Below are 12,595 nucleotides of genomic sequence, written 5' to 3'. Positions count from 1 at the left end.
GTCCCCATACCGGCTACCGGGATGACCGCTTTGCGGACTCCCGTATTCTCCATCATGCTCTCTTTACGCTTGTTCATGGCGTGGCCAAGGACGCCAGCGTTTCATCGAACGCCTTCTTCAGCTGGTCGACCCGCTCCTGCGTCTTCGCTTCGAAGCGCAGGACAAGCAGGGGCTCGGTGTTGCTGGAGCGTACCAGCCCCCAGCCGTCCGCCCACTCGACACGGGCACCATCGATGGTGACGACCTTGACAATAGTGTGCGCCATCTGCGGGAACTTCCGGCGGAACGCGTCGACGAACCCATGCACGAGGTGATCCTTGTCCTCCTCGCGGCACGGTCTGCGGATCTCTGGGGAAGCCACCATGGGCGGCAGTGTCCTCAGCAGATCGGAGAACACGAATTTCGGGTCGGCCCTGAGGCCGTCCGATACGATCTCCAGCAGGCGCAGCGTAGCATAGATGGCATCGTCATACCCGTAGTAGCGGTCGGCAAAGAACATGTGGCCGCTCATTTCGCCCGCCAGCTGAGCCTTTTCTTCGCGCATCTTCTTCTTGATGAGCGAGTGCCCCGTCGGCGACATAATGGCCATGCCACCCAGCTTCTCCACACCGTCAAAGAGGGTCTTGGAGCACTTGACCTCCCCGATGACCTTGGCCTTGCCCGGGCCTTTCCAGTGCGCGATGATGTCGGCAGCATAGATGTAGGTCAACTTATCTCCCCAGACAACATCGCCGTTCTCGTCGACGGCGCCGATACGGTCGACGTCGCCATCATAGGCGAGGCCGAAGTCCGCGCGTTCGGCAAGCACGCGCTTGCGCAATCCCTCCAGCGTATCCAGACGAGCGGGGTCCGGGTGATGATTGGGGAAGGTACCATCTGGTTCAGGATACATGAACACCGCGTCGATGTGCAGCTTCTTCATCAGGGCCGGGACGACCAGTCCCGCACAACCGTTGGCACAGTCGATGACGACCTTGAGCCGCGGCTTGCCCGCTGCGCCCAGAGGTCCATGGCCAAACTGGTCCGCCAGCTCGTCACGGTACTTGGACAGGAGGTCGAGGTGAGACACCGAACCCACATGAGACGCGATGGGGTAGCAGATCTCGGCCAAGTCCGCGATGCGCTGGATGTCGTCGCCGTAGAGCGTCTCCTGGCCGATGGCGACCTTGAACCCGTTGTATTGCGGTGGGTTGTGACTGCCGGTAATCATCATCCCGCCGTCCACGTGCAGAGCAAACAGAGCATAGTAGAGGGTGGGCGTGGGGACGACACCGATGTCCACGACGTCACCGCCTTGGCTCGTCATACCGTCGATGAGCGCGTCAGCAAGGTCCTCGCTGCTGGGACGTACGTCGCGGCCGACGGCGAAGGTGAGCGAGGTTGCGCCGGTCCGTTGCCGTACAAGGTGAACGTACGCCTGGCCGATACACCGGGCTACTTCAGGCGTCAGTTCCTTGCCGACCTCACCCCTGATATCGTACATGCGAAACATCGACCTGTCGAACGCCATACGCCACCTCCCGTACACTGACAATTGCCAACGCCGTGAACAGCCCGCCCAGGCAACGGTTCATCGGCCGCCATACGTTCCAGCCATGTCTGACTTCTTCTATTTATGATAATAGAGGGCGCAGGGGTGTCAAACGAGCAGCAGGGTGTAACACTCTCCGAGAAAACGGAACCCCCCGAGCCTTTCTGTTCAAGACGAGGGGTGGTTGTGTCCCGAGAGTGTTACAGTTACTCCATGTACTTGTCGAGGAGCAGACTGCTTGACCGCTGTCACACGCGTAGCTATAATCGCATTAATTGCAGGAGGAAGAGCCTGAAGGAGGCGTTGACTATGAAACACTTCGTCCGTCTTGTTTTGGCATTGGTACTGTGTCCTGTTCTTGGTCTTTCGGGTGTACTGGTTGGCATCCCCGCTGTACGAGCAGCAGATACGGGGAGCTGGGCAGCAGCGAACACTGGCCTCACCGGCATGAATGTCCTCTGTTTTGCCATCAACCCCCAAAATCCTTCCACCCTGTACGCTGGTACCGACATTGGTGGCGTCTTCCGCTCCACGGACAGCGACGCAACCTGGGCAGCTGCAATCAAAACGATCACGATCACGTACCAGCCATGAAGAATCTCTGTTGGAGGAGGATAAATATGAAACATGGTAATCGATGGATGATGAAGATTTTAGTTCTTGTACTGGTTCTGAGTATCTTCATGGTTGGCTTTGTCGTTCCCTTGTCAACTACATCAGTCATGGCACAGACAACGACTGATCCAGGTCTCGACCAGTATGGCGGATGGAAAGGACTCCAGGGTCACAACACCACGGGGCACTGGACCATTGAGCTCATCGGGGACCGATATTGGTTTGTAACCCCGGAGAACAATGTACTGTGGGTTCTCGGAGATCAGCACTGCACTCCCGGACCTGTCTGGCAAGACTGCCCCGCTCTTGGCTATGCCCCAACTTGGCTCGTGAACGAAGCGAAGTATTCCTCTACGGATGCTTGGGCGAACAAGCAGCTTGAACGCTCACAGGATTGGGGGTTCAACAGCACGCTGATCATGGAGAATGCTCCGAAAATAGCTGGTATGTCGAGGTTTTTGCTGTTGGATATGAACTGGTTGACAGGAGCATACGGAGTACCACGGGCAGCCACGTTCTTTGTCGATGTGTTCGATGCTCGCTACGCTGTCGCATGTGTCAATAAAGTTGAAAAAGAGGTAGGACCCCTGGCCGATGACCCGTGGACAATTGGTGTGTACTTGGGGAACGAACAGGAATGGAATGGCGACAGTAACGACCCGATCGGATTGCCCAACGTATTCATAGGGTTGCCTTCCACTACAGCTGGAAAACAGTATTGGGTCAACACATTTCTCAAGACGCGCTATCCAACAGTCGATAACTTGAACAATGTTTATGGGACCCAGTTCCATTCCTGGGATGACGTGCTTCAGTGCACAAGTATTGCCGACAACTCAACGTACCCCCAGATCCACAAGGACAAGGTCGATTTTTCCAAAGATATTGCGGATGCCTATTACAAACCACTCGCCGCAGCCGTACGCAAAGTAGCTCCACGCTTGCTCGTACTCTCGGAACGGTTCCTGCCCCAGGACTTCACGCAATACCTGGACTACAACGAGCAGATATGGAAGGCTGCGGGCCAGTACTGTGACGTATTCTGCGCCAACAGCTACTTAGACTACGTCGCGCTTGAGAAGACGGATCATATCATCTCGGATATGGCGAAAGCATCTGGCAAGCCAATCCTCATCACCGAGCATTCATACATTGCAAACGATACGAGCCTTCCGACGTATGACAACTCCTGGCTTGGGGGAAACAGGGTCGCCACTCAGTCGGATAGAGCACATGCCTACGTTGACTATCTCAATGGACTCCTGTCGATGAAAGTGCAGGGATCCTCTGGACAATCGGTCAACCCATTCCTGGGAATCGTATGGCACAAATGGTACGATGACCCGGCGCTGGGAACAGGGTCAGCAAATGGTGAGCACTACAATTTCGGTCTCCTGGACGGAATGGATGAAGCTTACACTCCCCTGACCGATGTCATGAAGACCGCCAACAGCCAAGTCTATAATGCGATCACTCATTCAACGCCAATCACCGTATTGCCAGCACCCGGACCTCTTGCTCCGGTAAATGGCTATACGGTTGGAAATGGGGCAACATTCTCCTGGGAATCCGTTCAAGGTGCTTCTTCCTACACACTCCTGATCTCTCCGGAGAAGACCTTCCCTGATGGACAGACAATCCGCATCGATAGCATCCAAGGAACAAGCTACACGTTTACGTCGCCTCTTGCCCAGGGGCACTGGTGGTGGACCGTCCGAGCGAACGAACAGGGCACTGGATACGGGGGTTACTACGCTCAGGCAAGTGAATTCATAATCAAGAACTTAGCGGGACAGCTTGATGCGGGACTCAGTCTCGAACAGTTGAACCGCGTCAGCTTCGAAGACACCCGCAATGTCGGTGGGTCTGCCTCGTCATATGCATTCCTTGATACAACAGTGAAAAATCAGGGAGACTCTTCTGTTCGATGTGTGTTCACCGAATGGGCTTGGAGCAAGACTGGGAGCACTGGACGCAATGATGCGAGCGTGCTTCTTGACTGTACAGGAGCAGCAGCACCTTGGAAAGGGCTGGCTCTTACTGTCTGTCCAACGAACTTCTGCGATACGACGGGCAAATTCATCCCGTCGGGCGGACACCTGACAGCAAGTCCCGAGGACTGTTATACAAACGGGGAAATTGTCCCGTCCAGCAAGTACCTGCGGCTGCGCGTATGGGACCAAAACGGCAAGTTGTTCCTGGACCGGCCACTTGACCCTCAAGGAACGTTGCCAACCGGAAAGTGGAGTACGATCACTATACCATTTGGAATGTATGGGTCACAGAATGTCTCGGCGATTGCCCTCACTCTCGTCACCGGTCAGGACAAAATCGCGTGCGATCAGCGGTTGACCATCAATGTCGACAGCATCGTGCCACTTACGAATCAGAACATCATGATTCTTCAGGTGGGCAAAGCCATGTTCACCGTCAACGGTGCCTCGAAGACTCTTGATTCTCCTCCCGTCATCAAAAACGGCAGGACCCTTGTCCCAATCCGTGCAATCATCGAAGCCCTCGTGGGAACCGTTGCCTGGGATGCAACCACGAAGAAAGCAACAGTGACGCTTGGGAAGAAGACCATCGCTCTCTGGATCGGCAAGAGCGTCGCGACCGTGAATGGCGTGTCGACTCCGATCGATTCAACAGATGCCAAGGTAGTCCCTGAGATCATCAACGGCAGAACGATGCTTCCGTTGAGATTTGTTACTGAGAATCTTGGTGCAACGGTCGCCTGGGAACAGAGCACCCAGACGATAACGATAACGTACGCCCCGTAGGACAGAGTGATAGGTGACAGCCAGACACGCTCTTCATTCTGGCTGTCTTTGACATTCCCAGAGAGGGAAACGAAACTCGCTCTCGTTGTTGTGGGGCACACCATGGGGGTCATACGGCCCCGAATAACGCGAGGCACACACTGCCCTGACGTGGACGGCCAACATAGAACAAGGGGCAGACCGCCATGGTGTGCGTCCCCTGCGTCTTGCTTGCCGTGCTGCGACGTCAGGCGTTGCCGGCTCTTCAAGGAGCACGGGACGGACCGGAGGGCGGCGCTTGAGGATCACTGAGGCGATGACTCCCAATATGATGATTACGATATCTGTCCACTGGTTTGGGGTCAAGCCGAGCACGTGGACGGGAATGTCGCGAAAGAACTCCACGATGAAACTGGTGATACCGTAGAGGTACAGATACCAGATGAAGACCTGGCCATCATAGTGTTTGCGTTTTCGAACGACCCAGAACAGAACGGCAAACACGAGAAAGCCGGAAGCAGAGTTGAACAGCTGAGCCGGCCAGACTTTCTGATTGAGCAGGGTGGACTCGGACAAGGGGTTCCTGAAGATGACGCCAAGCCATGATGTCGTAGGTGTTCCGTTCGAGTCGCCATTGAGCCAGCAGCCGATCTTTCCAATACCGAATGAGAGAGCGAGAAAGGGCGCCGCAATGTCGGCCATGTGCCAGAACGGCAGTCGGCGGCGGCGCATCAAGAAGCCGGCAGCGATGACGCCGCCAATAATACCGCCAAAATAGGAGAGGCCTCCTTCCCAGATCGCAAGGATGCTGAGGGGATGAGCGAGATACCACAGGACATTTCCAGACGTCATGATCCAGCCGATGCGAGCCCCCAGAATGCCGCCAATCACAGCGGCGATCGCCATGTCGAGAACGTAGTCTGCATTGATTCCTTGACGCCGCGACTCGAAGTACATTGCCATAATGCCAACGGCTATCGCGAGAGCAACCATGATACCGTACCAGCGAATCGTGAGGCTTCCGATGACAAAAGCTATGGGGTGCATGGGTTTCTCCCTAGTCGACGATGATGGTGCCACGCACCATGCCCATCCAGCACGAATAGGGGATTCTGCCGGTGGTTGTGGGCGTGAAGGTGATGTCGTTCTCCCCGGGGCCGACGTCCATGGAAATGTTGAGGCTGGGGATGATGATGCGGCTTGTGCAGCCGGACACCTGGTCGCCGAACACCGCGAAGGTCACGGGGGCGCCCTTCTTTACGTGCAGGACAGCCGGGTCGAACCCTGAGTACGTGACATGCATCTCGATACGCTGGCTGGTCGTGGACGTCGTGGTCGGTGGTGTGGTAGCGGGCGGTGTCGTGGCCGGCGGCGTGGTGGTAGTCTGTGTCGTCGCGGTCGTGCCTGGTGTCACGCGGCCGGTGAAGCCGAACAGGCGCGCACCTGAGCTGAGCGTGAAGAGTGCGAACGCTATGACCAGGAACCCGGCAGCCTTCTGAACGATGACCACCTTGTGCTGACGTGTCCACGAGGCGGTGATGCCCGCAGTGAACAGCACGGGCAGGGTCCCGATGGCAAACAGGCCCATGATGAGCGCGCCGCGCACGATGCTGCCCGAGCCGAGCGCCATGATCTGCATGCTCTGCGTGAACCCGCACGGGAGGAAGAATGTGAGACCTCCGAGCGCCAGCGGCATGACCGGACTGCGCGACGTCTTCATCCTGTCCATGCCAGCGGTCAAGCGTGCCGGCATCTTGATGCCGAGGCGTGTCAGTGATGGGGCAAACCCAAGGATGTTGAGCCCGAGCAGCAGCATGATCACTGCGACTGCCATGGTCAGGACCGACATGAACCGGCCTGTCAGGGACAGCTCCCCGCCGATGAGGCCGAGGAAACCCCCAAGGACCGCGAAGGTGGCGATGCGGCCGAGGTGGAAGAGGACGTTGGGGCGCACGACAGCCGACGCCGCACTCTCGCCCGGAGCTGCCTGGTATGTCTCAGCGAATGCGATGACGATAGCTCCGACGACTGCCAGACAGGTGCTCAGCGACGCGACGACGCCGACGAGCAGCGCCACGCCGTAGCTTGCTCCGGCCGAGGTCGTCCCCAGCGCACTCATCAGTCCCGAGCTCTGGAGCAGGGTGAAGAGTTTCACCATACCACCGGCGATGAGAACCGCCACAGTCCACTGCCACAGTGGAATGCTCTTCTGACGTGTGGCTGCAGGACGGGACGTCGAGACGGTGTAGCCATACTTCTCAGCGCGCGCCCTGAGGGCTGCCACACTCAGCGCAGGGTTGTCATAGTAGATCTCGGCGGTTTGCGCGCCCAGGTTGACCTTGACGCCACGCACGCCGGCGACCTTCTTGAACTGACTGGTAATAAGGGTCGAGCATGCATCGCAGTGCATGCCGCCGACGTAGACCTTTGCACTCTTCATGCCGACTTCTGTTACTCCATATACTTGTCGAGGATAAGGACGATCTCGTCGATCTTCTCCTGACCAGAACCGTGCTCAACTGCGTCGGTGACGCACGTGTTCATATGCTGTCGGAGAATGGTGATGTTGGCTTTCTTCAGCAGGGCGGTGGCCGAAAGGATCTGCTTGGAGACGTCAATGCAGTAGCGGTCCTCCTCGACCATGCGGATGATGCCGTCGATCTGCCCCCTGGCAGTCTTGAGCGTGTCAAGGGCCTTCTTGCTCTCACATGAACAGTGATCCATCGTTTCCTCCTGGGTGAGACCCTGGAACTCGAGCAGCCTACAGGTCGGTGACGGTACCGGGCGTGTAGCCGACGTCCGTGATGGCGGCCGCGAGCGCCTCGTTGGTGACTGGAGCATTCATGTTCACAGTCGCCGTACCGTCCTTCAGACTCACGACGACGTCCGTGACACCCGGCACCTCTTTGAGTGCTTCGGTGACATGCATGACACAATGCGCGCAGCTCATTCCCTTCACCTGGATCAGTTTCTTCATGTGATTCCTCCCTTGTCGTCTGTGCTACCTGCGAGGCTTGAAGCCGCGCAGTCTGAGTGCATTTGTCAAGACCGAGACGGACGACAGCGACATGGCCGCCGCGCCGATCATCGGGTTGAGCTTCGGGCCGCCGAACGCATACAGCAGGCCTGCTGCGATGGGGATGCCCAGCGTGTTGTAGCCGAACGCCCAGAACAGATTCTGCCGGATGTTGCGGATGGTCGCCTTGCTGAGCTGGATGGCCGTCGCGACATCCATCAGGTCGCTCCTCATGAGGACGATGTCCGCTGACTCGATGGCGACATCCGTACCGTTGCCGATGGCGATGCCGACGTCTGCCTGCGCCAGCGCCGGGGCGTCGTTGATGCCGTCGCCGACCATGGCGACGCGTCTGCCACCCGCCTGCAGCTTCTTCACCTCGAGCGCCTTGTCCTGGGGCAGGACTTCGGCCAAGACCCGGTCGATGCCGACCTGCCGCCCGATAGCGTCTGCCGTCCTGCGGTTGTCGCCCGTGATCATGGCGACCTCGATGCCCATGTCGTGCAGGGTCTTGATGGCACGGGCACTACTTTCCTTGACCACGTCCGCCACGGCGATGACGCCGATGGCCTTGCCATCACGGGCGACGAACATGGGGGTCTTGCCGTCTTCGGCAAAGCGGTCGACGGCAGTGCCAAGTGCAGCGACGTCCACCGAACGCTCGGCCATGAACGCTGCGTTGCCCAGCAGGACGCGCGTGAGAGCCACGGTGCCCTCGATGCCTCGTCCCGGGACCGCTGCAAAGTTCTCCAGCGGCTGCAACGCGATATGCTCTTCCTGGGCAGCCCTGACGATCGCCGTTCCAAGCGGGTGCTCCGAGTCCTTCTCGGTGGAAGCCGCCAGGCCCAGGACCTCGCTGCGCTCCACACCGGGGACGGTCACGACGTCAGCGACGACCGGCCTCCCCTGCGTGATGGTGCCCGTCTTGTCGAACACCACGGTCTGCACCTTGTGTGTCATTTCGAGTGCTGCGCCGCCCTTAATGAGGACACCGTACTCGGCGCCCTTGCCTGTGCCCACCATGATGGCCGTGGGCGTCGCGAGCCCAAGCGCGCAGGGGCATGCGATCGTGAGGACCGAGATGAAGATGGTGAGCGCAAACACGCTGCCCTTGCCGGCGATGAGCCACACTATGGCGGACAGGAGGGCAATGCCGAAGACGATAGGAACGAAATACCCCGAGACGACGTCGGCCAACTGAGCGATCGGCGCCTTGCTGCCCTGCGCGTCTTCAACCAGCTTGACGATCTGGGCAAGCACCGTGTCGGCCCCAACGTGCGTAGCTCGGAACGTGATGGACCCGTTGCCGTTGATGCTTGCGCCCACCACTTTATCGCCGGGATGCTTCTCGACCGGGATGCTCTCACCCGTCAGCATGGACTCGTCGATCGACGTGGCGCCGGTCACGACCTCGCCGTCCACGGGAACCTTCTCGCCCGGACGGACACGGATGATGTCACCGACCTCCACCTCGGCTACCGGCAGCTCGACTTCACGGTCGCCCTGAACGACGATGGCGGTCTTGGGCGCAAGGTTCATCAGTTTCTTGATAGCCTGTGACGTGCGCCCTTTTGAAACGGATTCCAGCGACTTTCCCAGCAGAATGAGCGTGAGGATGACGCCGGCGGTCTCGAAATACAGCTCCTTCACGGCGCCGAACGAGCCCTGCGCGATGCGCCATGTCGAGTAGCCGCTGTAGAGGATGGCCGCCGATGTACCCATCGCGATCAGCGAGTCCATGTTCGGGGCCCGGTGCCAGATGGCGCGGAACCCTACGATGTAGAAGCGGTAGCCCGCCGCGATGCTCGGGATGACGAGCGCAACCTCAACGAGCGCGTAGCGAAGGGGAAAGTCCATGGGGCTCAGCCACGACGGAATGGGCCAGCCGAGCCACGGTATCATCGAGCCCATGGCCAGGTACAGCAGGGGCACCGCAAACAGAGCGGAGACGATGAAGCGCTGCCATAGGGAGCGGGTCTCGTGCGCCTTGCGTTGCGCGTCCTCGTCGACGTTTGCCGCGGTGACTTCCACGTCGAGTGGCGTGTAGCCGGCTGCGGTGATGGCATTTTTCAGAGCGGACACACGGACCAGGGTGGGATCATACACGACGGTCGCCTTCTCCGTGGTCAGGTTGACCGAGGCGCTGGTGACACCCGCGAGCTTGCGGAGCGCGCGTTCAATGGCCGCGGAACAGGCTGCACACGTCATGCCACGTACCGGGATCACAACGGTCTTGGCTGCAGACGGCTGGGCGACGCCATACCCGGCCTTCTCGATGGAGGCCTTCAGCGCCTCGTCGTCGACACGGGTCTCGTCATACTCGACGGTCAGCTTCTCGGTGGCAGGGTTGACTGCGGCCGAGGTGACGCCGTCCAACTTCTTCACGGAGCGCTCGACGGCTATTGCACACGCCGCACAGGTCATCCCAGTGATCCCAAGGTCCTTTGTCTTCATCTGTTCCTCCCGGTTGCCGCCACGAGTGGCTGCATGTTCAACGTCGGTTGGTACCCCACCCCTCCAGGGGTGTACCTCAATCCTATCCGGGTCACCGGAATCTGCAACGAGACAATTGTGAACGTGCGGCATGTTGTCGCAACACGGTCGTGTGGCGTCGCTGATCGATCGCAGGGTCGTGCGGGGGCATGCCTGCCGTCTCTCCGCAATGTTGCGTGTACGGAACCGGACATTCCTTGGTATCATACATGTATGGAGATGCGCGCTCAGGAACCGACGGACGAGCAGCTGGTTCGACAGGCGCTCACGGACACGGACGCCTTTGGAATGCTGGTCGAGCGGTATGAGCGACCCTTGTCGTCATACGCTGCCCGTCTCATCGGGCGGCAGGAAGCGGAAGATGTGGTCCAGCAGGCGTTTCTGCAGGCGTACCGCAGCCTTGCCGGATTCGACCCACACCTGACGTTCAGTGCCTGGATGTACCGCATCGTCCACAATACGGCGGTGAACATGGCACGCAAGCGGCATGGGACTGTGCCTACCGAGCTGGAGCTGGATGGCGAAATGGTCGAGATCCTGACCGGCGATACGGACGTCCCAGCCGAGGCACTGCACCGGGAGCTGGAAGATTTCGTGGCAAAGGGTCTCAACCAGCTGGACCAGCGCAGCAGAGATATTTTGCTGCTGTCGGTGGTCGAAGGCAAGAGTTACAGCGAGATAGCGGATATTCTGATGGTCGCGGTCAACTCGGTGGGACCCAGCGTGAGTCGGGCCAAAGACAAACTGCGGAAACTGCTGGATGCAAATCCGGCACAACGGTCCGCATTGTGAATCCCTTGGTGCCAGGCACCATGGCCTTCACAATTAAGAGAGGATGAGCATGGACGACAATATGAAGCAGAAGATACTTGAGCAGATCGAGGAGCAGCACCTCGAACCCACGCCGGGCTGGCGGTTCCGCCTCATGCGGGCCCTGAAGCATTCGGCAGTCGCGATCCTGTTCGCCCTGACCGCGCTGGGACTGGCGGGCAGTGTGTACATCCTCGTCCAGAATGGCACGCTGGACGACATGCGGCTTGGTCCGCGGTGGGCGCATCCGGCCTTCTTCGATTTCCCATGGCAGCTCCTGGTTCTCGTCGTCATCCTCGGTATCCTCTCGTTCGTCGTCCTGCGACGCACCGCCCGCCTGTACCGTGTTGCGAGGTGGTGGCTGGTCGCCGCGCTTATCGTTGCGGTCGTGGCCGGCGCCTGTTGCGCCTACGCAACGAACCTCACGCGGTTCACCTTCCGCGCTGGGCCCGGACAGGAGCTGTTTCGGCGTGGAGGGAACCCCTTCGGCGGGATGATGGGCGGTGCCGTGATCGGCGTCGTCGTCTCACGCACGACCCAGCGGTGGGTCGTCGACAGCCTTACTGGCGAGCGGTGGCTGGTTGTCGTCACCGAGGAGACCTATTTCCCCTCCGGTTCGGACATCCCCGTGGGGACGGTCGTCCGGGTCGTCGGGCGGCACCAGAAAACCACGATCTATGCTGTCGGCATTCGCCCCGTGCTCGGCATGGACGACATGATGGGTACCGGTGGCATGATCATCATCCCCGGCACACCGTAGGAGAACGTCGCCTGTACTACCCAGGGAAATACACCCCTCAGAAGTACCCCTCAGTACACCCCTCGTATTAAGAAGAAATACTCGGGGGTATTGGAAAAACATACTCAGGCGGAATGAGCAGCGCATCTCAAAGAGGAACCCCAAACAGGAGGGTTGCGTTCGAGCCAAACCTGCTCATGCTGTAAGGGATACCACCGCATGGGAGGTGACGCATGTCACTCGGCATTAATGTTACGATTCCCGAAGGAATCGTGCTCGCGGCAGACAGCCGTCAGACGTACCGCAACCAGAAGGGCATGGCTCGTGTCGGCTCAGACTCGGCCTCCAAAGTGTTCCGCATCGGTTCACGCATGGGGCTGGTCATCGCAGGCTTGGCGTTTATGCCTCAGCTTGGCGTGATGAAGAACGTCAGCGGGTTCATCGATGACTTCCGCCAGACGATCCCCGTCGACAAGCTGTCCGTCGGCGAGGTCGCCAAAGAACTTGCACAGTACTTCGACGCCCGCGTCCCCTACCGCGACCAGCTCAAGGCCATGCCCGCCGGCATCAAGGCAGACATGGCCCGCCAGGGCATGGAGCTGCTGGACCTCAAGGAAGAACCGACCCGCGTC

The 12,595-nt window shown here is 59.1% G+C and carries 10 protein-coding genes and 1 pseudogene; 5 read left to right on the top strand and 6 right to left on the bottom strand.

All coding sequences use genetic code 11. The features are described 5' to 3' along the window. Positions 1-73: 73 nt before the first annotated feature. Complete coding sequence (locus SMC3_RS02460) at positions 74-1,510, bottom strand: phosphomannomutase/phosphoglucomutase (RefSeq protein WP_119088255.1); 1,437 nt, start codon at positions 1,508-1,510, stop codon at positions 74-76. Positions 1,511-1,840: 330 nt separating this feature from the next. On the opposite strand from SMC3_RS02460, the gene SMC3_RS02455 reads away from it, so the two are divergent. Next, positions 1,841-2,125 carry a hypothetical protein gene (locus tag SMC3_RS02455; RefSeq protein ID WP_119088256.1) on the top strand — a complete coding sequence of 95 codons (285 nt, stop codon included), beginning with the start codon at positions 1,841-1,843 and terminating at the stop codon, positions 2,123-2,125. A 26-nt stretch (positions 2,126-2,151) separates the two neighbouring features. Then, positions 2,152-4,926, top strand: a complete 2,775-nt coding sequence (locus SMC3_RS02450; RefSeq protein WP_165846520.1) for a stalk domain-containing protein — start codon at positions 2,152-2,154, stop codon at positions 4,924-4,926. A 33-nt stretch (positions 4,927-4,959) separates the two neighbouring features. On the opposite strand, the gene lgt is transcribed toward SMC3_RS02450, so the two are convergent. Genes lgt through SMC3_RS02425 form a run of 5 tightly spaced genes read right to left on the bottom strand, consistent with a single transcriptional unit; the run spans position 4,960 to position 10,375 of the window. Further along, a complete protein-coding gene (gene lgt / locus SMC3_RS02445; RefSeq protein WP_119088258.1) occupies positions 4,960-5,952 on the bottom strand; it encodes a prolipoprotein diacylglyceryl transferase in 993 nt (330 codons plus the stop codon). Between the two features lie 10 nt (positions 5,953-5,962). Beyond that, on the bottom strand, positions 5,963-7,345 hold the full coding sequence (locus tag SMC3_RS02440; RefSeq protein ID WP_119088259.1) for a sulfite exporter TauE/SafE family protein: 1,383 nt from the start codon (positions 7,343-7,345) through the stop codon (positions 5,963-5,965). A gap of 11 nt (positions 7,346-7,356) precedes the next feature. Next, positions 7,357-7,629 (bottom strand): metal-sensing transcriptional repressor, encoded by a 273-nt coding sequence (locus SMC3_RS02435; protein ID WP_119088260.1) that lies wholly within the window; start codon positions 7,627-7,629, stop codon positions 7,357-7,359. Positions 7,630-7,666: 37 nt separating this feature from the next. Continuing rightward, positions 7,667-7,882, bottom strand: a complete 216-nt coding sequence (locus tag SMC3_RS02430; protein ID WP_119088261.1) for a heavy-metal-associated domain-containing protein — start codon at positions 7,880-7,882, stop codon at positions 7,667-7,669. A gap of 24 nt (positions 7,883-7,906) precedes the next feature. Next, entirely contained in the window at positions 7,907-10,375 is a 2,469-nt protein-coding gene (locus tag SMC3_RS02425; protein ID WP_119088262.1) for a heavy metal translocating P-type ATPase, read from the bottom strand. 252 nt (positions 10,376-10,627) lie between these two features. On the opposite strand from SMC3_RS02425, the gene SMC3_RS02420 reads away from it, so the two are divergent. The 3 genes and pseudogenes from SMC3_RS02420 to SMC3_RS09550 form a co-directional block, all read left to right on the top strand. Next, on the top strand, positions 10,628-11,206 hold the full coding sequence (locus SMC3_RS02420) for an RNA polymerase sigma factor (RefSeq protein ID WP_165846519.1): 579 nt from the start codon (positions 10,628-10,630) through the stop codon (positions 11,204-11,206). Between the two features lie 61 nt (positions 11,207-11,267). Continuing rightward, positions 11,268-11,984, top strand: coding sequence for a hypothetical protein (locus SMC3_RS02415; RefSeq protein WP_126850773.1), 717 nt, complete (start codon positions 11,268-11,270; stop codon positions 11,982-11,984). A gap of 212 nt (positions 11,985-12,196) precedes the next feature. Then, positions 12,197-12,595, top strand: a pseudogene (locus SMC3_RS09550) (hypothetical protein); the annotation flags it as partial.

The sequence above is a fragment of the Candidatus Cryosericum hinesii genome (genome assembly GCF_003570985.1).
GTDB classification, from domain to species: domain Bacteria; phylum Caldisericota; class Caldisericia; order Cryosericales; family Cryosericaceae; genus Cryosericum; species Cryosericum hinesii.
The sequence above is the reverse complement of the archived record's forward strand: the minus strand, read 5'-3'. Positions and strand labels throughout refer to the sequence as shown.